The organism is Brevibacterium sp. JSBI002 (assembly GCF_026013965.1).
GTDB lineage: Bacteria > Actinomycetota > Actinomycetes > Actinomycetales > Brevibacteriaceae > Brevibacterium.
In genome coordinates, this window is the sequence record NZ_CP110341.1 from 564,319 (window position 1) to 588,779 (window position 24,461).

Here is a 24,461-nt window from a genome sequence, read left to right on the forward strand (position 1 = left end):
ATAGTCCTCAGTATAAGTATTGGACGGGTATCAATGATTTTGAAAGGATGACTCAGGTCACAGCCATTCGAAGTTCGAGGAGGAACGCGATGGATAAGACGATGAGTCTGTCCCAGGCGATCAGCACCTATCTGAACGATGGGGACACTGTCGCGCTAGAGGGATTCGGTCACATCGTGCCGGTCGCCGCCGCGCACGAGATCATCCGGCAGGGCTTCACGGATCTGATCCTCGCCCGCATGTCCTGCGACGTCATCGTCGACCAGCTGCTCGGAGCGAACTGCCTGAAAGGTCTCATCTCCTCGTTCATCGCCAACAGTTCGGCCGGTTCCCTTCACGAACTGCGGCGGCGCATTGAGATGTCGGACCCGGAGCCGCTGTGGTTCGACGAATACAGTCACGGCGGAATGGTCGCTCGCTACCAGGCCGGCGCTTCGAAGCTGCCGTTCCAGCCCATCGCCTCCTACCGGGGCAGTGACTTGGCGGCGAAGAATCCGCGGATCAGGTCCGTTCCCGATCCCTACGGTGGATCGGACATCTACGTCGTCCCCGCGCTCAATCCCGACCTCACGATCATCCATGCCCAACGCGCGGACATACACGGAAACGTGCAGGCCTGGGGGATGCTCGGAATCCAAACCGAGGCCGCATTCGCCGGTCGCCGACTCATCGTCACCGTCGAGGAGATCGTCGACGAGGCTGTCGTCCGCTCCGATCCGAACCGCACGATCGTTCCCGCGCACGTCGTCGATGCCGTCGTCGCGGTTCCTCGAGGCTCGCATCCCCATTCGGTCCAGGGCTATTACGACCGTGACGATGAGTTCTCGAGACAGTGGACGGCGCTCGCCCGCGACGCGGGTGCGGTTCAGAACTGGATCGAAACGCACATCCGCGGCACGCACGACCACGATGAGTTCCTTGCCGCTCTCGGTTCGGACCATTTTGAGCGGATGGCCATCCACGACGCCTATTCGACACCTGTAAACTACGGAGGCCGAGCATGACGCTGAGCGCTCGCGACATCGCTGAGACCCGATCCCGCGACGAGCTTAGCGAGACCACAAGCAGCGAGGCCGCTGGCGACGTGGTCACGAGCAGCGAACTTCTCACCGTCCATTCGGCGCGGGCGCTGGCCGGACGCACCGTGGTCTTCGCCGGGCACGGCCTGCCCACGCTTGCCGTCTCTCTGGCTCAGAACACCGTCGCACCGGACATTGAGATCGTCTACGAGTCGGGAGTCACCGGAGCCAGGCCGCCGGTGATGCCGCGCAGCATCTCGGATTCGATCCTCGTCCCGGGAGCCGCCTCGGTGATGCCGATGACGCACCTGTTCAACTATGTTCTGCAAGGTCAGCGCATCGACGTCGGATTCCTCGGCGCCGCGCAGGTCGACAAGTACGGGAACCTCAATTCCACCCTCATCGGTGAGAACTGGGAGCACCCCGACAGCCGACTTCCGGGCTCAGGCGGAGCCATCGAGGCCATGGCGGGCGCGGCCGAGATCTTCCTCGTCATGCGCCGACATACCCCGCGTACCTTCGTCGAGTCCTTGGACTTCGTCACCTCCCCGGGGCCGAAGAAGGCCGCCGAGGCTGCGGTCGGGTCCATGCCGGCGGGCGCTGGCGTAACCCATGTGATCACTGACATGGGACTCATGACGCGTTTCGCCCAGGACGAAGAACTCACACTCACGGCCGTTCACCCCGGTGTCGACCCCGCCGACGTGGTGCGCCAGACCGGGTGGAGCCTGGAGATCTCGCCCGACCTGGAGACGACGCCGCCGCCGACTCCGGGTGAGCTGGCTCTGCTGCGAGAGACGCTCGATCCCACCCGCATCTACCTGCGCTGAACCGGAAGCCTCACCCGCCGACCCATATCTACGGGCAGTTGTCGGCGACAGCCGTCCAATGCGGCTCCCCTCCCACTGAGGCCCGCCCACTGAGGCTCACTGCCGAACACGCGAGAATTCGAATCGAAGAAAGTTGAAATCATGTCAATGAAGACAAATGCACAGGTCACCTCCCCTCCTGATCCGAATGTGACTCGTCCTGAACTGCGCCGTGCCGCGTGGTCATCGTGGCTCGGCAGTTCGCTCGAGTACATGGACTTCACCCTCTACACACTCGCTTCAGCCTTGGTCTTCGGGCCGCTCTTCTTCCCCAACGAGACTCCTGCGGTAGCGCTGATCTCCAGTCTCGGCGTCTACGGGTCCGGTTTCGTCGTCCGGCCGATCGGCGGATACGTCTTCGGCCGAGTCGGTGACAAGCACGGACGTCGGATCGTACTCATCGTGACCCTCTCGATGATGGGCATCGCGACCATGGGCATCGGGCTTCTGCCGACTTATGCGCAGATAGGCATCTGGGCGCCTATGCTGCTCGTCGTACTCAGGCTTGTGCAGGGGTTCGGAGCCGGAGCCGAATTGGCCGGAGCTTCGGTGCTCTTGGTCGAATCGTCGCCAGTGCGTCGCCGTGGGCTCTTCGGGGCGATCGTGGCGATGGGGACCAACAGCGGAATCTTCCTGGCCACAGTTATGTGGACGCTGCTCACCCTATTGCCGGACGAGGCTTTCCTCAGCTGGGGCTGGCGCGTGCCTTTCCTGCTCAGCATCGTCACCACGTTCGTGGCTCTGGCGATTCGTACGAAGGTCAGGGAGTCCCCGGTATTCGAGGAAGCCAAGGAACGCCGTGCGGAGGTCGCAGCGCACAAGGTGGAGCAGCCGAGCATCCTCGTCGAGGCGCGCCGGTCGACGAAGTCGTTCCTGCTCGCCTTGGGCATCCGAATGGGCGAGAACTCTGCGGTCTACCTGGTCAAAGGCTTCATGGTCGGATGGGTCGTGACTACGACCGGCCTTGATTCCGCAGTGGTCACGACCGGCATCATGATCGGAACCGTCATCGGCTTCGCGACCGTGCCTTACTTCGGCAAGCTCAGCGACAAGGTGGGCCGTCGGCCGGTGTTCCTGGGATTCACGCTCTTCCAGATCCTCTTCGCGATTCCGGCCATGCTGCTCATCGAGACCGGCAACCCGATTGTCATCGCCGCTGTCTTCGCGGTCTTCGTAGGCGGCCCCCTGCCGAACCTGTACGGAGTTGAGTCGAGCTGGTTGGTCGAACTGTTCGGATCGAAGCACCGGTATACGTTCATGACCACGATCAAGGAAGTCGGTTCGGTCGTCTCCGGCGGTCTGGCACCGGTGGTCGCCGCCTCGCTCGTCGCGGTGATCACCGACACTTGGTGGCCCGTCGCGATCGTTCTCATCCTCTTCGCAGGTTGCGGTCTGCTCGGTGCACTCTTCGCACCCGAAACCCGTGGTCGCGACCTCACGACCGAAGCCGATGCAGTGGACGAACGGCTCCCGCTGCAGTAGATGGGGGCCGGGCCCGTGCGTAGGCGATGGTCGGGTCTGTGAGATGGACGGAGGCTGCGTCTGTGGGGTGGATGGCCCTGTGAGATGGACGGAGGCTGCTCCTGTGGGGTGGACGGCGACCGGCTCACTGCGGTCGGCGATGGCGCTTCCGCCGAATCGGGGTCTGCGGTTACGGTGGGGAGGCGCACGGCCGCCAATGCTGTGGACCTCGCTGCCCGGCTTCGGTACGGTGTGGGCTCTGTGTTCGGACAGACCGGTGCAACCGAGCGGTGCGAGAGCTCAGAACGGTGGCGGATCGACCTCGAGGTCGTGGTTCCAGTTCACCTTCCGGGAGGCGAATCGGTGGCTCCAGGGGTCGTCGGTTCGGTCGCCCTCGGGCCGCCCATGGCCTGGCGAACGTGTGCCGCCCGAGTCAGCGGAGCTATCAGGTGCGGTGTTGGATTCAGAGGAGCCGCGGGGACTGGATCCCTCGGCGGTGCTCGGGCGGGTTTCCTCGGGAGCACTCGGGTCGACGGTGATGTCGTCGATGGCGAGACCCGCGAGACGCGACCATTTGACTGCCTTTGCATACTTGGCGTTCCCAGTCAGCTGCTTCATTGCAGCTGGGTCGGTGCCGGCGGGAAGACTGAGCTGGTGGGCAGACTTCTCCCAATTGAGGCAGCGTTCAAGCCGCAGCCGCCTGTGTTCTGCCTGCTGCTCCCGATACGCCTCCGACAGTCGCCGCTGTCGGGCTTCGCGTTCCTCTCGCTGACGCCGCTCCTCGTCGCGCCGGCGCTTCTCTTCGTCGCGCCGGCGGATCGTCGACTCACCGGGCATGAGTTCGAGCACCCTTGGCGCTGGCGGGACCATCGACCAGGGCAGTTTCCACCGTTTGAGACCCAGTCGTCCCAATGCATCGAATTCGAGCGCTTGGGCCACATTGATCGGCTGGCCGGGCGCCGACACAGTAGTCGTGATCCCGTGCTTGAACTCGTAGTCGAGCTCACCGGATTTCGGCATAGTGACCCGAAGGCGACCGGCGGTCTTCAACGCATGGTGTTTCTTGCACAGAGGATGCAGGTTTCCGAACCGAGTGAGACCGCCCTTGAGCGGATTCAGGTGGAAGAACGGAACGACGTGGTCGATCTCCGACTTCTCGGCCCGACGCGAGCAGCCGGGAACGGTGCACACCGTCCACTGCTCGACCAGGGTCTTCCGAAGATCCCTGGGGACTTGGTAAGTCGTCGCTTTGGCGTCGACAGGAGTGCCGGTGCCGGGGTCGGTGAGGATCCGTTGGATGCTCTTCGAGCGGCCGGCGATAGTGCGGGCCACCTCGGCGGGTACAGGCGAGCCATCGGCAAAGGTGCCGGGCAGGTCCGAATCTTCGGTGAGGGTGAGGAAGGGAACGGTCACCACGGTGGCGGCCTGATGCGACAGCCACCACGAATTGGTGGGCATGCGCAGCTTGACGAAATACTCAACGGGTCCATCAGCGTCCTCGCCGTCGGGAGAGAACGCCGAACCGAATGACTGGTCGGCAGCAGAGCAGGCGTCGGACGACTCCCCGGCGCCGCCTGCTGAACTTCCGTCGGACGACTCCCCGGCGCCGCCTGCTGAACTTCCGTCGGACGACTCCATTGCATCGTCGGCTGAGCCCGAAGCAACATGCTTCGCAAAGTCGGCGACGGCGTCGTCGGAGTTCATATCCGGAATGAGCTCGCCGTCGGCGTCGAGCAGCGATGTGTCTTTGGCTGTTTGGATTCCCGTGATCGGATCGACCGACACGACCTTGACCTTGATCTCCGGGACAGGCCTGATGAACAGATCGTACTCGAGCTGGGAGATGGAGCGGTCATCGCTGATCTCAACGCCCACGGGCAGGTTGAATGCGGACTTGTTCTTGCCATGCACGGCAAGAGCCATGCCTTGGATCCGGTTGTAGCAGGCGAAGATCTCCGCCGAGGGTCCGCTGACGGTCAGGCGGGCCGAGCCGTCCTTGTAGCCGTCGACATCGATGCGACGACGCTTGGTGGCGAGCTCGGTGTTGTCGACCGGCGGAATGAGCAGGGCGATCATTTTGGCCAGATCACGGCGCAGAGTCTCGCAGGTGATGTCGGTGCGCCGGGCTGCCAGGAAGATATCGAGTTTCGGAAGGAAGGCGAAAGCGACGTCGGCACACTGGCGGGCAACCACGTCGACATGGGCTTGGGTGAACTCTCCGGCGCGAACCCGGTTGGCGAAGCGGGGAAGACCATAGAAGATCGTCATCGCGCCGGTCAGCTGACGGTAGGTGCGTGCAGTATTGGTCCCCAGCACCGTCGAGATCTCGACGAGATCCTCCGCGTCGACATAGTCATAGACCCATTTCGAGAAGCATATGCCCTCATCGAGCTCGGGGAACTCGGGCAGCACCTTCGCCTCGGACCGAGTCACCTTACGCAACTGTTCGCGGGCGAAGTCAGCGTCATAGAGCACAACTGTCGCGGAAGGGGAGCCGCGGGTGACGGGAGTGTCGTCAGTGGGCGACGACACGATGTCGGGCGAAGACGCGCCCTTGGGTGAGGGTTCCGACATATCCGCAGCGCCGAAGACGGTGTCTTCGGACTCTTCGGCTCGACGTTCGAAGGTTGCAGCAATCGTCTCGCAGCGGAAAGGCTCGGCCCCCTCTGGCATGGGCAGTTCGAATTCGATGAAAACCTGTTCGAGCACGACCGAAGAGACCGACTCGAGGAGCGAGAAATGCGCACGGTCGGAAGCGACGGCATTCTCGGCGAAGCGAGACATGCTGGATTCGAAGCGGACGGCGAATCGCGGTGACGTCTGTGTTGCGCCCGGCGCTTCGGCCTGACCGGGGGTCGAACGGTTGGTGGTGCCCTTCATTGCGTTTTCACCTGCCTCGGACTTCGTTGTCGGGAGTGGTGCTGATTGGAAAAGCTGTTAACTCTATGGTAAGCGTTCAAGCGGACATTAACAATAGAAAACAAAAAAGATATTCGAATATTTGTCGATGAGAGACCGAAGGGGTTCTGGTTACCCCATCATCTTTGCATCCGGCACTGACATGAGAGTGTTGGATGTCATCCATGCAGGTCAGGCGCGGTTTCTGGATGAGTGCGGTTCCTCGTTGGGGATTGCGGGGAAGGTCTGCCGCGATTTCGGGGGAGAATACGCCTCCTCGGTACTGACCCGTCGCGGCTGAAGAATGAGTCGGCCATCGGGGGCGTGCCTCCTCGGCGACGACAATGACGACGTTCCCGATTGGTCCAAAGGTCTGGAGAACATGCCACCGGAACGGCGGGACAGCCTCGGTGGGGCCGGATTCTCGAGTGAAACGGGTCACAGTATCGGTTATGATGATCGAGTTGTCGGATGCGACCCATGAGGTCGGTACTCGCCTCATGCGAGCCGTATCCGCACTGCGCGCAACCGCGTAGCCCTTCACCTAGGGTCATGTCGCGGGCCGCGTCGACGTCACCGCGCCATCCTTCACTGGTGACCAGTTCTTCGCCCAGACCATCGCCTGCGCTCACGGTCGACCGTGTCCGCGCCGGCCGACGGCCAGACGATCACTGTCGGCTGCACCGATGATCCGATCATCGAACGGAGTGCTCGCTCGACCGAGAACTCACGAGCCCAGCAGGCTCACCAACCGCCGCCGCATCAACCACGAGGATCAACCATGACGACCACCGCTCACAACTCAACCGCCTCCGACCAGGGCTCGAAGGGCCCGATCACCGACGCCGAGATCTTCGAGGCACACGAAGGCGGCAAGCTCTCCGCAGAGCTCACCTCACCGCTACAGACCCAGCGCGACCTCTCGATCGCGTACACCCCCGGCGTGGCCAAGGTCTGCACCGCGATCAAGGACGAACCGCAGCTGGCGCGCACGCACACGTGGACCGGCCGACTCGTCGCGGTCATCTCTGACGGGTCGGCTGTGCTCGGCCTCGGTGACATCGGTCCGGCCGCCTCGCTGCCGGTGATGGAGGGCAAGTGCGCCCTGTTCAAGTCCTTCTCCGGGCTGAATGCGATTCCGATCGTACTCGACACCAATGACACGGACGAGATCGTCGAAACCATCCTCCGCATGGCCCCGACCTTCGGAGCGATCAACCTCGAGGACATCTCCGCTCCGCGCTGCTTCGAGATCGAAGACCGGGTGAAGGAGGCCCTCGACATTCCCGTCATGCACGATGACCAGCACGGCACCGCCGTCGTCGTCCTCGCCGCGCTGACGAATGCTCTGCGCGTGGTGAAGAAGTCCTTCGAATCCGTCCGCGTCGTCGTCTCCGGTGCCGGAGCTGCCGGTGTGGCCGTGGTGAAGATCCTCGCCGACGCTGGTGTCAACGACATCGTCGTCCTCGATTCCAAGGGCGTCGTCGAGTCCGGCCGCTCAGATCTGACCGAGACGAAGCAGTTCCTCGCCGAGTCGACGAACCCGCGCGGAATCGCTGGTGGGATCGGCGAGGCCCTCGACGGTGCCGATGCCTTCATCGGCGTCTCCGGCGGCACCATCGACGAGGCTCACCTGGCCAACATGGCCGACGACGCGATTATCTTCGCCCTGTCGAACCCCAACCCCGAGGTGGCCCCCGACGTCGCCGCCAAGTACGCCACCGTGGTGGCTACCGGGCGCAGCGACTTCCCGAACCAGATCAACAACGTCCTCGCGTTCCCCGGAATCTTCCGCGGCGCGCTCGACGCCGATGCCAACGAGATCACCGACGATATGAAGCTCGTCGCCGCTCGTGCGATCGCCGATCTCGTCGGCGATGACCTCGAGCCCGGTTATATCGTGCCCGGTGCGCTCGATTCGCGTGTCGCTCCGGCCGTCGCCGAGGCGGTCGAGAAGTCAGCGCTCGAGGCCATGGCCAAGCGCTGACGCTTCGTCGGTGAAGCATCACCGACTCGAATTTGTCGCCGAGGCGGCCGAATACGGCTGTGGGGCGGGTGAAGACAGAACTTCACCCGCCCCACAGCCATTGTGTGCGGTCCGAGGGCGGACGCATGTCTCGAAGATCGACGTGCGGTGCGTTGCCGGTCGATCCGCCGGCTCGGATCAGTCGTCGGTGACGGTGATGGTGACGTCGATGTTGCCGCGGGTGGCGTTGGAGTACGGGCACACCTTGTGGGCCTTGTCGGCCAGCGCCTGGGCCTCAGCCTTCTCGAGGTGCGGGAGCGTGACCTCGAGTTCGACGGCGAGCTGGAACCCGCCCTCATTGTCCTTGCCGATGCTCACGCGTGAGCCGACCGTGGAATCGTCGACGTTCGCCTTGGCCTGACCGGCCACGAGGCGCAGCGCTGAGTGATAGCACGCCGCGTAGCCGACGGCGAAGAGCTGTTCGGGATTCGTGCCGTTGCCGCTGCCGCCCATCTCGGTCGGAGTCGCGAGATCGACATCGACCTTTCCGTCGCTCGTGCGTCCGTGGCCGTCGCGGCCTTCGCCTGTGGCCAGTGCCTCTGCTGTGTAGAGAGCCCTCATGATGTTTCCTTCCGTTGTTGGTGCATTGTCGGATCAGTGGTGATCGGTGGGGTCGGTGGTGCGGTACGGGTTCAGTGGCGCACTGTCAATGCAGAGGCGCGGTGCGAGTTCAAAGGTGCGGCAGGGGGGTCGGGGGACTCGACGGGCGCGGGTTCCGCGCGCAGGTTCCTCGTCAGCGCCCGCAGAGTCTCCAGCAGCTCGGGCATCGACGAGGGGTCGAGATTCGTGCGCTCGCCGATCCGGGCCGGTACGCATTCGGCGCGTTCTTTGGCCGCTGCGCCCTCGGCGGTGGCGCGGACGAGAACTCTGCGCGAATCCTCGGCGGAACGATGGCGAGTGACGAAGCTGAGCGATTCGAGTCGTGACAACAGAGGGGAGAGCGTGCCCGAGTCGAGCTGCAGACGCTCGCCGAGGCGCTTGACCGTCACACCCTCGTCGTTGGAGCCCTCTTCCCACAGCACGAGCATCACCAGATACTGCGGATAGGTGATGCCGAGTTCGGCAAGCAGGTCCTTGTACGACGCGGTCATCGCTCGTGACGCCGAATAGAGAGCGAAGCAGAGCTGCCGGTCGAGGTCGAGCGCGGTCATATGAAAATGATTGCACACAATTCAATTGCGCACAACCAATAATCCCGAGAGGCGCAGAGTTCCCAGGAGTCAGCCAGTTCACGGGCGGCGTCAAGCTCCCAGGTGGCTGCGAGTTTCTAAGAAGAGAAGTTTCCAGGGGGCGGCGAGTTCCTATAGGGAGGGGCTCCTTTGGGGGAGGAGTTCCCAAGTGGAGCACCGGGGGTGCCCATACGGATGAGGGGCGGGCGAAGATCTCTCTTCACCCGCCCCTCGGCGGTGTGTGCTGAGCGATGACTGCCGGTTCAGCTCTGCCGGCCCAGCGATGCCGGCTCAGCGTTGCCGGTTCAGCCCTGGTTGCCGCCGCGGCGGTTGCGCCACTGCTCGGCGGCGGCGCGAACGGCCGACTGGGCCGCGGAGCGCGGATCCGAGTGCCCCTGCCCACCGTGCTGACCTTGGCCCTGCCCCGGCTGGACCTGCCCGCCCGCTCCCTGTCCAGAGCCGCCCTGGCCCTGTCCGCCGACATACTGCCCGGACCGATCTGCCGGGGGAGTCGTCGGCTGCGGCGGGACGTTCGTGCCGTCGGCACCGCTGCCGGAGCTGCCCCTGGAATCGCCGCCCGCATCGTCGCGGCCCTGCGGTGCGGGCAGATGCGAGCCTTCGTCGGCGGCATTGGCAGCGAACAGGGCGTTGCGGATCTCCTGGCCCATCTCGCCCAGGCCGCCAGGGTTCGACGGCATGAACAGCACGTTCGACCGGCCCTCCTGCGCGACGTTCTGCATCGTGTCGAAGTACTGGGTCATCATCAGCAGCTGCTCGGCAGTCTTGTGGATGCCCACCTCCTGGAGCAATGCGTACTGTTCGGCGATGCCGTTGGCGATCGCCTTCCTCTGAGCGGCCACGCCTTCACCGTGCAGGCGCATCGCCTCCGATTCGGCCTGCGCTTGAGTCACGCGCTTGATCTTGTCGGCCTCGGCCAGCGACTGCGCGGCGACCTTGTCACGCTGCGCGGCGTTGATCGAGTTCATCGAATCCCGCACGCGCGGGTCAGGGGTGATGTCCGTGACCAGAGTGCTCACGATCTTGAAGCCGTAGCGCTTCATCGACTCCGACAGTCGGCGCTCGACGTTTTCGGCGATGTCGTCTTTCGACTCGAACGCGGTGTCGAGCGTCAGTCCCGACAGTGCCGAACGGACGGTGTCGAAGACATAGGAGCGGATCTGCTCCTCCGAATTCGCCAGACGGTAATAGGCATCGGCGACGTTGTCCTCTTCGACGACGTACTGGACCGCAACCGGCACCGTGACGAAGACGTTGTCCTTCGTCTTCGACTCGATGTTGACCTCGAGCTGCTGGACGCGCAGCGAGATCGGCCTGCTCGTCGTCTCGATGAACGGCACCTTCGTGTTCAGCCCCGGCCGCGCGACCTTCTTGAACTTGCCGAATCGTTCGACGATGACGTTCTCCTGCGTCTTCACCGTGAAGAACACGCTCGTGCGCAGCTTCCCGAACAGCAGGACGGCGACGACGAGGATGATGATGACAACGGCGATGATGACCGCCACTCCACTCATGACTCCTCCAATGGGTCGTGGTTGTCGGCCGTGCGACGACCGCTGACGCCTATCACTCTAGTAGTCATCGAGTGCCGCGTATATGACAAGCCCGCTGGTTCTCGTCTCGAGGGGGAGCTCATCACCGATACATCTGATGTCAGACGTAGACTGGAGGCTCAGCGTGGAACGACCACCGGCAGGTGATCATGGCGGATCCGACAGAGACCGGACGGGAAGTGACGACCTCCGACAGAATCAAGGATCTCATTCTCTCCGATGGTCAGTGCACACTGCCGGCCTGCCCGAACTCAATGTGGCCGTGGCCGCCGACCTGGAGCAGACCGCACGTGCCCACGGCCTCATGCTCGAAGCGGCGGAATCCGGCGTGTCGAGGCTTTCCGCGCCGCGATCACCGCCCACTATGAGCCGATCATGCGCGTTCTCGAACAGAAATGATTGACTGAACGCAGAAGGAGACAACATGGAAGTCGTCATCGCCGACGAATACACGCTGGCGGAGCTCGCCGCCGACGCGATCGAGCGGTTGCTGCGCACCGAAGCCTCACCCGTCCTCGGCCTGGCCACCGGGTCGAGCCCGCTGCGCATCTACGATGAGTTGACCACTCGCCACAAGAACGAGGGTCTGTCCTTCGCCCGCGCGCAGGCGTTCATGCTCGACGAATACGTCGGAATCGCCGACGAGCATCCGCAGCGCTATCGCAACGTCATCGACGCTGAGATCGCCACTCGCGTCGATTTCGCCGAGGGGGCCGTCCACGGTCCCGAGGGATCCGCCGATGATTTGGCGGCCGCCTCGGCGGACTATGAGCGAAAGATCGCCGAGGCGGGCGGGATCGACCTGCAGATCCTCGGGATCGGCAGCGACGGTCACATCGCGTTCAACGAACCCGGATCATCCCTGGCCTCGCGGACACGGGTGAAATCCCTGACGCATCAGACGCGGCTCGACAATGCGCGGTTCTTCGACGGCGACGTCGAGCAGGTGCCGAAACTGTGCCTGACCCAAGGGTTGGGCACGATCATGGAGGCGAAGCATCTCGTGCTCGTCGCGACCGGAGGCAATAAGGCCGAGGCGGTGCATCAGTTGGTCGAGGGACCGATCTCCGCGATGTGGCCGGCGACCGTGCTCCAGATGCACCCGCATGTCACGGTCATGATCGATGATGCGGCGGCGTCGAGGCTGCAGCTCGGCGACTACTACCGCCACGCGTACGAGAACAAGCCGGAGTGGCAGAGTCTCTGAGGGCCTCGCCTGCAGGGAGCTCACAGCCCTCGACCGTCTGGCCAGGCTCGGTCCGTCCGGTCGTTCACGCCGTGTTCCGTCGAGGGTGACGATGTGGGATCCGGCCAGAGCTGCCGCGCAGGCGAGGGCGGGTGCAGTTGAGCTGGATCAATTCTGCGGTGTGCGCACGGTGATCGTCAGCTCCGGCTTCGCCGCCGGGCGTTCATCAGCGGAAAACGAGTCGACGACCTGATCGACGAGCGGCTGGAGGAACAGCTTGCCCAGCTGCCGGATCATGACTGTGACGACCTGATCGACGCGACTCCTGTCCGTCGAGGCGACGCCTCCCGAGCGCATGGAATCCACGCTCTGCAGTGAGAGCCGGGCCAGGCGTGTGATGAGAGTGCGACCGGCAGAGCCTTCGAGGAGTTCGCGGCGCAGGTAGCCGACTATGAGCGGGTTCGCCTTGAGCATCTGAGCCACCGCGGCATCGCGCCCGGCGGTATCCGCGACGGAGTCCGGAGCTGCGGCATCGGCTTCGGTGATCGCTGCGGCGAATTGGTCGACGATCCAACTCTCGACAGCCGCCCGCAGTCCGTCCTTCGAGCCGAAGTGGTGTGAGATCAGGCCGATGGCCACTCCCGCCTCGGAGGCGATCGCGCGCAGGGGAGTGCCGGCGAATCCGGTCGTGGCGAACTGATGGAGACCGGCATTGCGAATCCGGGCCGGCTCGTGAGATCTATCGCCGAGGACTCGCCGGTGTCGGCGTTCCTGCTCTTGCGCTCCTCATTCATCGGCACATCCATGTCCTCACTTCTGTCGTCCGGGGCCATTCTCTCAGACCGATGCTGTTGCCCTTTCTCCTGCCGATGCTCGTGCTCGTGTCGGTGTTCGTACCTGGAAGCCGGGAACTTCTCGTCATAGTATTGAACGTTCTTTCAATATCCTATACATTCATTCAGGAAAGTTGATTCGACTCGACCGGGGGATCCGCGAATGACCGCCTCTCAACCGCTCAGCGGAGTCACGGTGATCTCTCTTGCCGTCAATCTGCCAGGACCGCTGGCGGCAGCGCGCCTGCATGCTCTCGGTGCTCGGGTCATCAAGGTCGAACCGCCTATCGGCGATCCCCTGAACCTGATGTTCCCCGCCTACTACCAGGAGCTCACCGACGGCCAGGAGATCCGCACCATCGACCTCAAAGATGATGAGGGAATCGAACAGCTCCGGACGCTCTTGGCCGGGGCCGACCTGCTGCTCACCTCGATGCGTCCCCGCGCAGCCGCCGCTCTCAGCCTGCCGGAACTCGTCGACGAACACGGGCTGGTCCACGTCGAGATCGTCGGCTTTGCCGGCGACCGCGCCGACGTCCCCGGCCACGACCTCACCTATCAGGCGGCGCACTCCACCCTCCTCCCCGGAACCATGCCCACAGTGCCCGTCGCCGATGTCCTCGGCGGCGAGCACGCGGCATTCCAGGCTCTGGCAGGGCTGCACGAACTCGAGACCCGACGCGCTGCTGCCCAGGGTGCCGGTGATCAGGACGCGAACGGTCAGCACAGCGGCGGAATCGTCCGTCGCGTCGTCCTCGACGAGGCGGCCGAATGGGCGGCGGGACCGGCACGGCACAGAATGAGCACACCGGGAGGTCCCCTCGGCGGGGGAACGCCTTTCTATCGGACCTACTCGACCGCTGACGGTCATATCGCCGTCGCCTGCCTCGAGCCCCATTTCGCGAAGGCGCTGGCCTCCCTCGTCGGGTCCGAACACGAGGAACTCGAGAAGGCCTTCGCCGCCGAGCCGACGGCGTACTGGATCGACTTCGCAGCCGAGCATGATCTGCCCATTGAGCGAGTCGCTCTCGGCTGAACATTGGACACACGAATACCCCCACATGATCACCCGGAGCGCATCCCCGCACCAGCACCCCGCATCCCTCTCATCAGCACCTCCCACCACTGACCTCTCTGGGGCCCGCACGGCCTTTCGGAACCAACACGACGAGCAGATTCAGGAGACCTCACAATGATTCTCGACGGATACCGCGGCGCCTGGGAGACCCAGGAGACGGATGACCTGCGCGATCTGGCACGCGGATTCTTCGCCAAGGAGATCGTGCCGCACGAAGCCCGCTTCGCCGAGCAGAAGCAGGTCGATCGTGACACGTGGACCCGGGCCGGCGACGCCGGTCTGCTGTGCATCTCGATCCCCGAAGAGTACGGCGGCGGTGGCGGCACCTTCGCCCACGAGGCGGTGCTCCTGCAGGAACAGGGGTTCGTCGGCGACACCTCCTGGGGCAACAGCGTTCACTCGACGATCAACGCCCACTACATCAACGCCTTCGGCACCGAAGAGCAGAAGCACAGGTGGCTGCCCCGCATGGCCACCGGCGAGCTCGTGTCGGCGATCGCCATGACCGAACCGGGCACCGGATCGGACCTGCAGAACATCACGACCCGGGCGGTGCGTGACGGCGACGAATATGTCATCAACGGCGCCAAGACGTTCATCACCAACGGGTCCCATGCCGACCTCGTCATCATCGTGGCTCGCACCAGCGACGAGCCCGGCGCGAAGGGTGTCTCGCTCATCGTGGCCGAGGTGAATGATCTGTCGGGGTTCTCGCGCGGACGTGTGCTGGAGAAGGTCGGACTGCACGGGCAGGACACGCGGGAGCTGTTCTTCGAGGACATGCGCGTCCCGGCCGAGAACGTCCTCGGCGGAGCCGAAGGCCGCGGATTCATCCAGCTCATGCAGCAGCTGCCTCAGGAACGACTGGCGATCGCCGTCGGCGGTGCCGCGACCGCGGAATTCGCCGTCCGGGAGACCGTCGCCTATGCGAAGGAGCGGGAGGCCTTCGGCAGGCCCATCCTCGGTTTCCAGAACACGAAATTCGTCCTCGCCGAATGTGCCACCGAGACATTGTCCGTCCGCACCTTCATCGACCACCTCACCAGCGAACACATCAAGGGAACGCTGACGACAGAGCAGGCGTCGGCCGGGAAGTACTGGGCGACGGATGCTCAGAACCGGGTCGTTGACCGCTGCCTGCAGGTATTCGGCGGCTACGGGTACATGATCGAATACCCGATTGCTCGCCTCTACGCCGATGCCCGGGTGCAGAAGATCTACGGCGGTACGAACGAGATCATGAAGGAGCTCATCGCTCGGGGCCTGTGAAGCCGGGCTCCGGCGCCGACGAGGCGTCTGGTGCCGACGGGGCGTCCGGCACGTGTCGGGCTCCACCTGTACGCCCCCTCAAGACCGAGTGCGCGCGGGTATGGGAAGATTGACAGCGTGTCGAAAGTACTTGAGATCTTGACCCCGGAGGGCCTCCCGCCGCTTAACGAGAAGCCCGGTGTCTCCTTCATCATGCCGGTGCTCAACGAGGCCGAACACATCGAGCAGGCGATCACCACGATCCTCGGTCAGGAGTATGACGGGGACAAAGAAGTCGTCCTCGCCCTGGGCCCCTCGACCGACGATACGAACGCCATCATCGAAACGATGGCCGCCCGCGATCCGCGGATCCAGACTGTCGACAATCCGCAGGCCGCGACCCCGATCGGACTCAACCTCGCGATCGCCGCAACCCGGCACCCGGTGATCATCCGAGTCGACGCGCACTCCGGTCTCGGCACCGACTACACCAGGCAGGCCATCGACACCCTGCGTGAGACGAAGGCCGCGAACTGCGGCGGACTCATGCTCGCCCGCGGCAAGACCTCCTTCCAGAAGGCCGTGGCGCGGGCCTATATGTCCCCGGTCGGCCTCGGCGGTCCCGCCTACCACTCCGGCGACGAGGCGCAGGAAGCCGAATCGGCCTACCTCGGCGTCTACCGTCGGGAAGTGTTCGACCACCTCGGCGGATTCGACGAAGGAATCAAACGCGGACAGGACTGGGAACTCAACCTGCGCATCCGCTCCGCGGGCGGCCGCATCTGGTTCAACCCGGACATGGAAGTCACCTACTGGCCGCGCGGCACCTGGTCGAAGATCGCGCAGCAGTTCTGGGCCACCGGAATCTGGCGTGCCGAACTCATCCGCCGCTACGGATCGCAGAACTCCATCCGCTACTTCGCCCCGCCGCTGCTCGTGCTCGGCATGAGTGCGGCCGTGATCGAGACCCTGCTCCAGCTGTCCGGATCGACGAAGCGGTGGCCGAAGTTCCTCCGCCGCTTCACCTCCCTCATCCACGTGCCCAGCTTCGGCTACATCGCCGGAATCCTGGCCACCGCCTCGGCGGCGAAGGACTGCGGACGACGCGAGCGATTCTGGTTCGGCATCGTCCTGCCGACCATGCACCTGTGCTGGGGCGCCGGGTTCCTCCGGGGACTCGTCACCGGAGCCGGAACGACGAAGGACAGCAGCCGATGAGCAAGAAGAAGCCGAGCCAGCCCCACCAGGATCGCTATGGCCGCGGCATGAACGATCCGCTGCCGACTCCCGATCCCGAGTCGAACGAACGCATTCCCGTGCCCGACCGCCCCGCGCCGAAGAAGTTCAACGCACCGCTGTGGGCCGGTGCCATCGTGGTCCTCCTCGTCGCGGGCGTGCTCGTATTCAATTTCGTGAAGTCAGATGATCAGCTGACCGTGGATTCGCTCAATCCGCCGGCCGTCGGCGCCCTCGACGGCGGATCGTCGGTGTACCCGGCGAACTCGCAGCTCGCCTTCACCGAGAACGTGAAGTTCGGCTACCTACCGGCACCTACCCTCACCGCGCTGGGCGACGGCACGATCGTCGCCGCGAACCCGCAGACGGCGGCGAAGGACATGGGCCTGAAGCAGGGCCTCGATGAGCTCGACGCCGAGGAATTCCTCGACCAGACCATCAAACCGGCCCGCAAGGACACGAGCCCCGGCGAACCGATGACCTGGGATCAGATCGTCGACGAGTTCGGCGGGGACACCGTTTTCATGCCCGCCATCGACTCCGCCGAGGTGGCAACCCCGGCACTGAAGACCATCACCGAGGCGGGGCTCGAGGACTCGACGCTCGTGCGCACCGATGACCCCGAGGTGGCCCGTGCCGCCGCCGATGCCGGAGTCGGCGCCATGTTCACCGGGGACGTGACGGCGTCCGGGAACGAATCGCTGTCCGGCGCCGGATACACGGCCCTGGCCGTCGAGGCCGAGGCCGCCGAGAAATGGACCGGAGTCGACCTCGACGTCTGGGCCATCGACGTCAAAGACAAGAAGCAGCTCGATAAGCTCGCCGATGCTGGAGTCACCGGCGCGCTGAGTGCGAACCCGTACACGGTCCTGCCGTCCGAAGTGAAGACCGACTGAACTCGACAACCAAGGAGACGCAATGACTCAGCCCATCGGCAACCCGTCGCATATCGGAAATCTGGATGCCAGCCAGCTCGGCCCGCAGCCGACCTACCTGCCGGACGACCACCCGGACGTCGACGCTCGCAATCGCATCGACGCAGGTGAAGAGCCCATCGATGTCGCTGCCGCACTGCCGGCCTCGTCCCTGGCCTGGGCGGAACTCGCCGATGAAGCGCACAAGGAAGGCCGCCTCGTCGACGCCTATGCCTACGCGCGCGTCGGCTACCACCGCGGCCTCGATGCCCTGCGCGCGGCCGGTTGGCGCGGCGCGGGACCGATCCCGTATTCGCATGAGGTCAACCGCGGATTCCTCCGTGCGCTCTACGCCCTCGGCCGGGCCGCCGGAGCGATCGGCGAAGGCGAAGAGGCCGCCCGCATCGAAGAGTTCCTGCACTCGTCCGACCCGACGGCCGTGGAGGCCATCGGCCGCGGGGAGTGAGACGACTCGCTCGGTGAGGTTCGGGCCGTAGTCTCGGCTCTGAATCGGTGGCAGCCCAGTTGCCGACGAATAGCACCGGTTTGAACATGTGCTTTTCGTCGTCAACTGGGCTTTTCTGCTTGTCGGGCCGCTGCGGTGCCGGCGCTGCGTCTCGCATAGGGGAAGCGCGCGGCCGGGCGCGGTCGCTGGGCCTAGAGTGCGGGTAACCGACCACTCGCCGCCGTGTGCCGATCGCCGCGCACGCCCGGAGACAGGATCCAGATGAACGCCCTCACCGTCGAGGCCCGCGGACCCGTTCTGCTCGCCACGATCAACCGGACCGACGCCCACAACGCGCTCAATGCCGAGGTCCTCGACGGCCTTGCCGAGGCGGTCGACCGTGCCGAATCCGACCCGAACGTCCGTTCCCTGGTGATCACCGGAGCCGGCGAGAAGGCATTCTGCGCCGGTGCCGACCTCAAGGAGGACTCCACCCTCGACGCCGACGCCGCGCAGGTGAAGATGCGTCGCGGGCAGTCGATCATGGCCGCCATCGAGAACGTCGAGGTGCCGATCATCGCCGCGGTCAACGGCCTTGCCCTCGGTGGCGGCTTCGAACTCGCCCTGGCCTGCCACTTCACCGTGCTGTCGGAGAAGGCCGCGCTCGGGCTGCCCGAGGTCGGACTCGGACTCATTCCCGGCTACGGCGGAACCCAGCGTCTGCCGCGCGCAGTCGGCGATGCCACCGCACTGCACCTCATCCTCACGGGCGAGACGCTCAAGGCGCAGCGTGCCTATGAACTCGGCATCACCCCGGTCCCGCCGACCGCACCTGACGAAGTCGTCGACACCGCTCTGGCGATCGCCGAGCGCATTGCCGCCCAAGGCCCGAACGCGGTGCGATCGGTGCTGCGAGCCGTTCGCGCGGACCGGGCGATCTCGCCGGCGGCATTGGCCACCGAGACCGGTCTCATCTCCCTCGCGATCGCCGGCGAGGAATCGAGCGAAGGGATCGCCGCATTCCTCGAGAAGCGGGCGCCGAACTTCGGAGCCGCCGCGGCGAAATCTGACGACTGAGCTTTCCACTGAACTCAACGGATAAGCGCAAGGAGGCGCGGCATGACCCTCTTCTATGAGGACCTGACCATCGGGCACGGGTGGACGAGCCCGGCGAGGACGATCACCGAATCCGACGTCGTCTCCTTCGCCCAGCTCACCGGGGACTTCCACCCGCTGCACACGAACGAACGCGTCGCGGCGAAGAGCCGGTTCGGCCAGCGCATCGCCCACGGGATGGTCGGGCTGACCTACGCGATCGGGCTCATGCTCACCCGCAGCGGCGAGTTCGACGAGTCGATCACCGCGTTCCTCGGCGTCAAGGACTGGCGCTTCAGCGCTCCCGTGTTCTTCGGCGAGACGATCCACATGCGCTACGAGATCACCGACCGGCGACTGTCGAAGTCTGCCCCGTCCGACGGCATCGTCGACTTCCGCGTCGAGGTGCTCAATCAGAACGACGAGGTCGTCCAGGCGGGCACCCTCACGATGCTGGTGTCAGTGCGGCCTGGCTGAGGCCGGTTTCAAACGGCAGCCTCCGCGCCCCGGGGCCGACTGCCGTGCAGAGTGCGAGTTAAGTGTGCGCAGATTGCACGTCTACTCACCAGCAGCGTGCAATCTGAGCACACTTAATTTTCGATCGTGGGTGAGGGACGCGGCTCACGCGGGGGAGAGGAGCCTGTTCGCGCGTCTCGGCCGCGTCGGGGCGGAGGCGTTCCGGTCGGGTCAGGCTCGAGAATCGGGGGCGGTCGCCTCGGCGCGTTCGATGTCCTGGGCGGCGAACACGGCGTCGAGGAGGCCGGGGAAACGGGCGTCGAGATCGTCCTTGCGCAGGGTATTCATGATCTTCGTGCCCTCGTACTCCTGGCGGATGACTCCCGCCTCGCGCAGAGTGCGGAAGTGGTAGGTCGCCGTGGACTTCGACACCGGCAGCTCGAAGGTCGCACACGCATGATCGCCGAAAGCGTCGTTGAGTTTGCAGGCGACGGTCCGGCGGACCGGGTCGGCGAGGGCGGCCAGGACGGTGTCGAGTCTCATCTCGTCCCTGCGGGGGTGGTCGAGTGTGCGCACCTGGATCCTCCCTTCTCGCCATCGCATCGATCTGATGTCGTACCCCACCATTGTACGAAACATTTGGTAGTACGAAATTCATCGTAGTAGAGTGCGAACCCGAAGTACGAAGAATCTCATACTTCCGATCGACTACTCTCGACGAGATCACGAGGTGTCATGTCTCATCTGCTGTTCGAACCGCTCACCCTACGCGGACTCACGTTCCGCAACCGCATCTGGGTCCCGCCCATGTGCCAGTACTCCGTTGAGACTCTTGACGGGGTCCCCGCGCCTTGGCACACCGTCCACTACGGCGCCATGGCCAGGGGAGGAGCGGGAGCCGTCATCGTCGAAGCCGCCGGAGTCACTCCGGAGGGGCGGATCTCGGCGAAGGACCTGGGGCTGTGGAATGACGCGCAGCGCGACGCCTTCGCCCCCATCGTCGACTTCCTTCACTCGCAGGGAGCGGCCGCCGGCATCCAGCTCGGCCACGCGGGCCGCAAGGCCTCGACATATCCCGAGTGGGGGACCGACGGCGATGGCAGCGTCCCGGTCGAGCAGGGCGGTTGGCAGACCGTGGCTCCGTCTGCGTTGGCCTTCGAGGGTCTTGCCGAACCCCGGGCTCTGACTGAGACGGAGATCGCCGAGGTGGTCGCGGCCTTCCGGTCCTCGGCCCGTCGGGCGATCGAGGCCGGGTTCGACTTCGTCGAGATCCATGGTGCACACGGGTACCTCCTTCATGAGTTCCTGTCGCCCCTGAGCAATACGCGCACCGACTCCTACGGCGGAACTTTGGAGAACCGGGCCCGACTGCTGCTCGAGATCGTCGATGCCACCCGCGCCGAGGTGGGCGACGACGTTCCCGTGTTCGTGCGCCTCTCCGCGACGGACTGGACCGACGGTGGGCTCACACTCGACGACACCGTCCACGTCGCCGGATGGCTCAAGGAACACGGCGTCGACCTCATCGACGTCTCCTCCGGCGGCAATGTGATGGCGTCGATTCCCGTCGGTCCCGGCTACCAGACGACCCTGGCCGCCGGCGTGCGTCAAGGGTCGGGGCTGCCGACCGCCGCAGTGGGACTGATCAGCGAACCGTTCCAGGGCGAGCACATTCTGGCCACCGGTCAGGCCGATGCGATCCTCGTGGGCCGCGAACACCTGCGTGACCCGAACTTCGCGCTCCGGGCCGCCGACGCCCTGCGCTTCGATATCGACTACCGCCCGGCTCAGTACCACCGCGCGTATAAGTGAGCTGAGCTCAATTCGCTGGAGCGGCTCGGCGCTCATACGCTGACGGCCCAGATGAAGTCGCACAGCACATGTTCAAATGTGTGCTGTGCGACTTCAACTGGGCCGTTCGGCGTCTGTCATCTGCGCGTACAGCGCCTCGCCGAGGGTGAGCGTGTGGAGATGTGGCTGAGTCCAGAACGGTCGGTCGCAGCTAAGCCAGGCCGCCGAGCCACATTCCGATCGCCGCGGCCGCCGTGGCGAAGGCGAGGGTGCCGAACCCATTGACCAGGCCCGCCGCCCAGCGACGTTCCTGGAGAAGTCGGACCGTTTCGAAACTCGCCGTAGAAAACGTCGTATAGCCGCCGAGGAATCCCGTGCCGAGCACCAGGTGCCAGGCTTCCGGCAGCAGATTCGCACCGGCCAGTCCGGTCAGCAGTCCGAGCACGAGTGATCCCGAAACATTGATGATGATCGTCCCCCAGGGTAGGGCCGTGCTCACGCGGGACTTGATGAGTCCGTCGAGCAGCATTCGTGATGAGGCGCCGAGCCCGCCGGCGGCGGCAAGGGCGATGAAGACCAGCGGCGTCATCGGGCACTTCCCGGGTGACGGTCGGCAGAGGCATCGGGACCGGCATCCGCGGTGTCCTCGTCCCAGGCATCGGGTTCGATCGGCAGATCGTCGGCCACCTCGTCGACCTCAGCGCCGCCTCGACGCAACGTCGTCGCCGTGGCGATGCCGGCGAAAGTGGCGAGACCGCCGATGAGTACCGTTCCCACCGCGTAGGCAAGGCCGATGCCGGGGCTGCTCGCACCGCCCGGATCCGCGCCGAGGAGGCCCGCCGTATCCGCGGCCAGCGCGCTGTACGTGGTGAACCCGCCCATGAAGCCGGTGCCGACCAGGATCCGCGCTCGGCGACGCCACCCTTCATCGGGACCGCTGCGCGCCAGAGCGTCCAACAGCAGGCCGAGCAGGAACGCCCCGAGGATGTTCACCGTGAAGATCGCCCACGGCACGTCGCTGACGGCCGGCAGGCCAAGGCTGACTGCCTCGCGAGCAGCCGTGCCGAATGTGCCGCCGAGGAATGCAAGGCCCAGATTGGACAGGCGCATGTGGACCGGCCGGGTCACTGCTTGCCCTCGCCGGTTTGAGGCTCAGCAGTGGGAGAGACGTCTGGGGTCGGCGGTGTCGCAGGAGCTTCGGGGTCGTTCATGTCGTCGGTGCCTGTCGCCGATGGAACGACGACGAGGGGGCGATGCTGGCGCCTGGACAGCTGGATTGCGACCGAACCGTTGAAGAACTCATGTAATGAGCCGCGAACACCTGCGCGGCGGGCGCCGAGGATGATCATGCGGGCATCGAGCGCCGTGGCGAGCCGGTCGAGTTCCTGTGCCGGCGATCCGGCCAGCGCGCGAGTCGACCAGGCGACATTCGTGCGTTCCAGGGCGGCAGCGATGCGGTCCTGGAGTTCGGGGTCGAATTCGGTGGCCGCCTCGTCGGTGGTATCCGGATCGATGGGCGTCGAGAGCACGGAACCGTCGGGACGGGTCTCAACGGTATAGCGGGATTTGTAGCCGTGGGCGCAGACGAGCTCGGCGTCGAAATGGGCGGCGTAGTCCGCGGCGGCGGAGATCACCTCGGCGGGCTGATCGGGGGCGACGCCGAGGATGATGCGGGCGCGCGCTGGACCGTCATGTTTCGGATCGCGATGTCTCGGATCGGGGCTGGCGGTCATGGTCTCTCCTACCTTTCGGGCATGCTGAAGCCGGTCGAGGTAGGGACTGTTGTCGAAGACGAACACCGAAGTTTCGTTTCCGAGGTTGGGTACGGCGAGCCCCACCGCCGTGCCGCGCAGGCGCGACACCAATATTGTGCCACAGGACCATAGCGAAAGGGCCGTCGGATGGCCGGCCTCCGAAGATGGCCGGCCATCCGACGGCCCCGCTGGGGTGTCAGCGCTCGCTGAGCCTCAGCCTTCGCGGATCGTCATCCGGCTCAGTTTGTCGCCGTCGATGGCGAAGGCGAACGAAGACCGACCGTTGGCATGCGTGGAGCGCCAATCGCCGACGACGATGACGTCGTCTCCGTCGACGGTGACCTCCTCGGGCGTGAGGATGCCGGTTGCGCCGATGAACTCCTTGTCGCTCCACGCCTTGATGGCTTCTCGGCCCCGGAACTCGCGGCCCCAGTCATCCACGACTCCGTCAGAGGTGAATGCGTTGAGGAAGCCCTGGTCATCGTGAGCGTTGACGGTGTCGATGAAGCCGGCGACCGGTTCGGGAATCTGCAGATCTGACATTTGTGCTCCTGTGGTTTCGGGAGGTGATTGTCGGATGGGTGCTGAGGGGGACGGAAGTGTCGTGTCCGCCTCAGCGAGTGGTGTAACCGCCGTTGGCGAAGATCGTCTGCCCGGTGATCCAGCTGCCCTCCGTGGCGAGGAATCGCACGATCGGTGCGATGTCCTCGATGTGAGTCAGTCGATTGCCCATGCCCTGCGACTTGTGGAACTCGACTCGTTCCGGGGTCTCCTGACCGTAGAAGAAGGGAGTGTCCATGGGCCCGGGCGCGACGGCGGTGACGGAGATGCCGCGGTCGGCATACTCCTTCGCCGCGGCCCGGGTGAAGTGCTCGACCGGACTCTTGCCGCCGGCATAGGTCGAGTAGCCGTCGGTGAACGCGGCGAGCAGGGCAGTGACGATGGTGACGATCTTCCCATTGTCGGCAAGGTGTCTGCCTGCTTCCTTGATGAAGAAGTAAGCGGCCTTCGCGTTGATGTCGAACATCGAGTCGTACTCGTCCTCGGTGGTCTCCGCAATGGGCTTGCGCAGAACCTTGCCAGTGGTGTTCACCGCGATATCGATGGACCCCAGCGCGGAGACGGCATCGTCGAAGAGCCTCTCGACGTTGGCGGGCTTGGTGAGATCTCCGGTGAGCAGAACGCCCTTCGATCCGCTGGATTCGACGGCCGCGAGTGTCTCTTCAGCTTCCGGGCGCGTTGACTCCGAGTTGTAGTGGATGGCGACATCGGCTCCGGCTGCTGCGGTCTGCCTGGCGATGAGTCCGCCGAGGTTCTTCCCGCCTCCTGCGATGAGGATGGTCTTGCCTTGCAGAGTCTGTTCGGTCATGGTTTCAACCTCCGTATCGTTGTTACATCGGGCTATATCGACG

At 64.8% G+C, this 24,461-nt stretch carries 24 protein-coding genes and 1 pseudogene; 13 read left to right on the plus strand and 12 right to left on the minus strand.

Annotated features, from left to right (window positions below; genetic code table 11):
- The first annotated feature begins 89 nt into the window (after positions 1 to 89).
- The 3 genes from LJ362_RS02415 (at position 90) to LJ362_RS02425 (ending at position 3,370) form a co-directional block, all read left to right on the plus strand.
- Entirely contained in the window at positions 90 to 1,004 is a 915-nt protein-coding gene (locus LJ362_RS02415; RefSeq protein ID WP_264800579.1) for a CoA transferase subunit A, read from the plus strand.
- Positions 1,001 to 1,849 carry a CoA-transferase subunit beta gene (locus LJ362_RS02420; RefSeq protein WP_264800582.1) on the plus strand — a complete coding sequence of 283 codons (849 nt, stop codon included), beginning with the start codon at positions 1,001 to 1,003 and terminating at the stop codon, positions 1,847 to 1,849. The genes LJ362_RS02415 and LJ362_RS02420 overlap by 4 nt, the downstream gene beginning before the upstream one ends.
- Before the next feature lie 141 nt (positions 1,850 to 1,990).
- Positions 1,991 to 3,370: an MFS transporter gene (locus LJ362_RS02425; RefSeq protein ID WP_264800583.1), complete on the plus strand. Its 1,380-nt coding sequence runs from the start codon at positions 1,991 to 1,993 to the stop codon at positions 3,368 to 3,370.
- Between the two features lie 279 nt (positions 3,371 to 3,649).
- Here the strand turns inward: LJ362_RS02425 and LJ362_RS02430 are convergent, their stop codons facing one another.
- On the minus strand, positions 3,650 to 6,229 hold the full coding sequence (locus tag LJ362_RS02430) for an HNH endonuclease signature motif containing protein (RefSeq protein WP_264800584.1): 2,580 nt from the start codon (positions 6,227 to 6,229) through the stop codon (positions 3,650 to 3,652).
- Between the two features lie 799 nt (positions 6,230 to 7,028).
- On the opposite strand from LJ362_RS02430, the gene LJ362_RS02435 reads away from it, so the two are divergent.
- Positions 7,029 to 8,234, plus strand: a complete 1,206-nt coding sequence (locus LJ362_RS02435; protein ID WP_264800585.1) for an NADP-dependent malic enzyme — start codon at positions 7,029 to 7,031, stop codon at positions 8,232 to 8,234.
- 177 nt (positions 8,235 to 8,411) lie between these two features.
- Here the strand turns inward: LJ362_RS02435 and LJ362_RS02440 are convergent, their stop codons facing one another.
- The 3 genes from LJ362_RS02440 to LJ362_RS02450 form a co-directional block, all read right to left on the minus strand.
- Entirely contained in the window at positions 8,412 to 8,834 is a 423-nt protein-coding gene (locus LJ362_RS02440) for an organic hydroperoxide resistance protein (protein WP_101546164.1), read from the minus strand.
- Positions 8,835 to 8,905: 71 nt separating this feature from the next.
- Positions 8,906 to 9,424 (minus strand): MarR family winged helix-turn-helix transcriptional regulator, encoded by a 519-nt coding sequence (locus LJ362_RS02445; RefSeq protein ID WP_264800586.1) that lies wholly within the window; start codon positions 9,422 to 9,424, stop codon positions 8,906 to 8,908.
- A 323-nt stretch (positions 9,425 to 9,747) separates the two neighbouring features.
- A complete protein-coding gene (locus LJ362_RS02450) occupies positions 9,748 to 10,974 on the minus strand; it encodes an SPFH domain-containing protein (protein WP_264800587.1) in 1,227 nt (408 codons plus the stop codon).
- A 463-nt stretch (positions 10,975 to 11,437) separates the two neighbouring features.
- Between LJ362_RS02450 and nagB the strand changes: the two genes are divergently transcribed.
- Positions 11,438 to 12,220: a glucosamine-6-phosphate deaminase gene (nagB, locus tag LJ362_RS02455; protein ID WP_264800588.1), complete on the plus strand. Its 783-nt coding sequence runs from the start codon at positions 11,438 to 11,440 to the stop codon at positions 12,218 to 12,220.
- Between the two features lie 147 nt (positions 12,221 to 12,367).
- Here the strand turns inward: nagB and LJ362_RS02460 are convergent, their stop codons facing one another.
- Entirely contained in the window at positions 12,368 to 12,838 is a 471-nt protein-coding gene (locus LJ362_RS02460) for a TetR/AcrR family transcriptional regulator (protein WP_413774218.1), read from the minus strand.
- A pseudogene (locus LJ362_RS17050) lies at positions 12,839 to 12,919 on the minus strand (TetR/AcrR family transcriptional regulator); the annotation flags it as partial.
- Positions 12,920 to 13,195: 276 nt separating this feature from the next.
- Between LJ362_RS17050 and LJ362_RS02465 the strand changes: the two are divergent.
- From LJ362_RS02465 to LJ362_RS02495, 7 genes are all read left to right on the plus strand, one after another.
- Positions 13,196 to 14,068, plus strand: coding sequence for a CoA transferase (locus tag LJ362_RS02465; RefSeq protein ID WP_264800589.1), 873 nt, complete (start codon positions 13,196 to 13,198; stop codon positions 14,066 to 14,068).
- 156 nt (positions 14,069 to 14,224) lie between these two features.
- The gene (locus tag LJ362_RS02470; protein WP_264800591.1) at positions 14,225 to 15,379 is read left to right on the plus strand and encodes an acyl-CoA dehydrogenase family protein; all 1,155 of its coding nucleotides are present in this window, start codon (positions 14,225 to 14,227) and stop codon (positions 15,377 to 15,379) included.
- A 117-nt stretch (positions 15,380 to 15,496) separates the two neighbouring features.
- Entirely contained in the window at positions 15,497 to 16,576 is a 1,080-nt protein-coding gene (locus LJ362_RS02475) for a glycosyltransferase family 2 protein (RefSeq protein WP_264800592.1), read from the plus strand.
- A complete protein-coding gene (locus tag LJ362_RS02480) occupies positions 16,573 to 17,490 on the plus strand; it encodes a hypothetical protein (RefSeq protein WP_264800594.1) in 918 nt (305 codons plus the stop codon). The genes LJ362_RS02475 and LJ362_RS02480 overlap by 4 nt, the downstream gene beginning before the upstream one ends.
- Before the next feature lie 22 nt (positions 17,491 to 17,512).
- Positions 17,513 to 17,974: a DUF3151 domain-containing protein gene (locus LJ362_RS02485; RefSeq protein WP_264800595.1), complete on the plus strand. Its 462-nt coding sequence runs from the start codon at positions 17,513 to 17,515 to the stop codon at positions 17,972 to 17,974.
- Positions 17,975 to 18,235: 261 nt separating this feature from the next.
- A complete protein-coding gene (locus LJ362_RS02490) occupies positions 18,236 to 19,030 on the plus strand; it encodes an enoyl-CoA hydratase/isomerase family protein (protein ID WP_264800596.1) in 795 nt (264 codons plus the stop codon).
- A gap of 42 nt (positions 19,031 to 19,072) precedes the next feature.
- The gene (locus LJ362_RS02495; RefSeq protein WP_264800597.1) at positions 19,073 to 19,525 is read left to right on the plus strand and encodes a MaoC/PaaZ C-terminal domain-containing protein; all 453 of its coding nucleotides are present in this window, start codon (positions 19,073 to 19,075) and stop codon (positions 19,523 to 19,525) included.
- A gap of 210 nt (positions 19,526 to 19,735) precedes the next feature.
- Here LJ362_RS02495 and LJ362_RS02500 read toward each other — a convergent pair whose 3' ends face one another.
- Positions 19,736 to 20,080, minus strand: a complete 345-nt coding sequence (locus LJ362_RS02500; RefSeq protein WP_264800598.1) for an ArsR/SmtB family transcription factor — start codon at positions 20,078 to 20,080, stop codon at positions 19,736 to 19,738.
- 159 nt (positions 20,081 to 20,239) lie between these two features.
- Between LJ362_RS02500 and LJ362_RS02505 the strand changes: the two genes are divergently transcribed.
- Positions 20,240 to 21,316 carry an NADH:flavin oxidoreductase/NADH oxidase gene (locus tag LJ362_RS02505; protein WP_264800599.1) on the plus strand — a complete coding sequence of 359 codons (1,077 nt, stop codon included), beginning with the start codon at positions 20,240 to 20,242 and terminating at the stop codon, positions 21,314 to 21,316.
- A 190-nt stretch (positions 21,317 to 21,506) separates the two neighbouring features.
- On the opposite strand, the gene crcB is transcribed toward LJ362_RS02505, so the two are convergent.
- From crcB to LJ362_RS02530, 5 genes are all read right to left on the minus strand, one after another.
- Complete coding sequence (gene crcB / locus LJ362_RS02510) at positions 21,507 to 21,884, minus strand: fluoride efflux transporter CrcB (RefSeq protein ID WP_264800600.1); 378 nt, start codon at positions 21,882 to 21,884, stop codon at positions 21,507 to 21,509.
- Positions 21,881 to 22,405 carry a fluoride efflux transporter FluC gene (locus LJ362_RS02515; protein WP_264800601.1) on the minus strand — a complete coding sequence of 175 codons (525 nt, stop codon included), beginning with the start codon at positions 22,403 to 22,405 and terminating at the stop codon, positions 21,881 to 21,883. Before LJ362_RS02515 ends, crcB begins: the two co-directional genes overlap by 4 nt.
- Positions 22,406 to 22,419: 14 nt before the next feature.
- Complete coding sequence (locus LJ362_RS02520) at positions 22,420 to 23,028, minus strand: universal stress protein (RefSeq protein WP_264800602.1); 609 nt, start codon at positions 23,026 to 23,028, stop codon at positions 22,420 to 22,422.
- Positions 23,029 to 23,262: 234 nt separating this feature from the next.
- Positions 23,263 to 23,592: a nuclear transport factor 2 family protein gene (locus LJ362_RS02525; protein ID WP_264800603.1), complete on the minus strand. Its 330-nt coding sequence runs from the start codon at positions 23,590 to 23,592 to the stop codon at positions 23,263 to 23,265.
- A gap of 70 nt (positions 23,593 to 23,662) precedes the next feature.
- Entirely contained in the window at positions 23,663 to 24,418 is a 756-nt protein-coding gene (locus tag LJ362_RS02530) for an SDR family oxidoreductase (RefSeq protein WP_264800604.1), read from the minus strand.
- Positions 24,419 to 24,461: the final 43 nt, after the last annotated feature.

Bases quoted from the DNA above. Each gene is read 5' to 3' on its own strand.
- LJ362_RS02415 (WP_264800579.1), top strand. From the start codon at position 90: ATGGATAAGACGATGAGTCTGTCCCAGGCGATCAGCACCTATCTGAAC.
- LJ362_RS02420 (WP_264800582.1), top strand. From the start codon at position 1,001: ATGACGCTGAGCGCTCGCGACATCGCTGAGACCCGATCCCGCGACGAG.
- LJ362_RS02425 (WP_264800583.1), top strand. From the start codon at position 1,991: ATGTCAATGAAGACAAATGCACAGGTCACCTCCCCTCCTGATCCGAAT.
- LJ362_RS02430 (WP_264800584.1), bottom strand. From the start codon at position 6,229: ATGAAGGGCACCACCAACCGTTCGACCCCCGGTCAGGCCGAAGCGCCG.
- LJ362_RS02435 (WP_264800585.1), top strand. From the start codon at position 7,029: ATGACGACCACCGCTCACAACTCAACCGCCTCCGACCAGGGCTCGAAG.
- LJ362_RS02440 (WP_101546164.1), bottom strand. From the start codon at position 8,834: ATGAGGGCTCTCTACACAGCAGAGGCACTGGCCACAGGCGAAGGCCGC.
- LJ362_RS02445 (WP_264800586.1), bottom strand. From the start codon at position 9,424: ATGACCGCGCTCGACCTCGACCGGCAGCTCTGCTTCGCTCTCTATTCG.
- LJ362_RS02450 (WP_264800587.1), bottom strand. From the start codon at position 10,974: ATGAGTGGAGTGGCGGTCATCATCGCCGTTGTCATCATCATCCTCGTC.
- nagB (WP_264800588.1), top strand. From the start codon at position 11,438: ATGGAAGTCGTCATCGCCGACGAATACACGCTGGCGGAGCTCGCCGCC.
- LJ362_RS02465 (WP_264800589.1), top strand. From the start codon at position 13,196: ATGACCGCCTCTCAACCGCTCAGCGGAGTCACGGTGATCTCTCTTGCC.
- LJ362_RS02470 (WP_264800591.1), top strand. From the start codon at position 14,225: ATGATTCTCGACGGATACCGCGGCGCCTGGGAGACCCAGGAGACGGAT.
- LJ362_RS02480 (WP_264800594.1), top strand. From the start codon at position 16,573: ATGAGCAAGAAGAAGCCGAGCCAGCCCCACCAGGATCGCTATGGCCGC.
- LJ362_RS02485 (WP_264800595.1), top strand. From the start codon at position 17,513: ATGACTCAGCCCATCGGCAACCCGTCGCATATCGGAAATCTGGATGCC.
- LJ362_RS02490 (WP_264800596.1), top strand. From the start codon at position 18,236: ATGAACGCCCTCACCGTCGAGGCCCGCGGACCCGTTCTGCTCGCCACG.
- LJ362_RS02495 (WP_264800597.1), top strand. From the start codon at position 19,073: ATGACCCTCTTCTATGAGGACCTGACCATCGGGCACGGGTGGACGAGC.
- LJ362_RS02505 (WP_264800599.1), top strand. From the start codon at position 20,240: ATGTCTCATCTGCTGTTCGAACCGCTCACCCTACGCGGACTCACGTTC.
- crcB (WP_264800600.1), bottom strand. From the start codon at position 21,884: ATGACGCCGCTGGTCTTCATCGCCCTTGCCGCCGCCGGCGGGCTCGGC.
- LJ362_RS02515 (WP_264800601.1), bottom strand. From the start codon at position 22,405: ATGCGCCTGTCCAATCTGGGCCTTGCATTCCTCGGCGGCACATTCGGC.
- LJ362_RS02520 (WP_264800602.1), bottom strand. From the start codon at position 23,028: ATGACCGCCAGCCCCGATCCGAGACATCGCGATCCGAAACATGACGGT.
- LJ362_RS02525 (WP_264800603.1), bottom strand. From the start codon at position 23,592: ATGTCAGATCTGCAGATTCCCGAACCGGTCGCCGGCTTCATCGACACC.
- LJ362_RS02530 (WP_264800604.1), bottom strand. From the start codon at position 24,418: ATGACCGAACAGACTCTGCAAGGCAAGACCATCCTCATCGCAGGAGGC.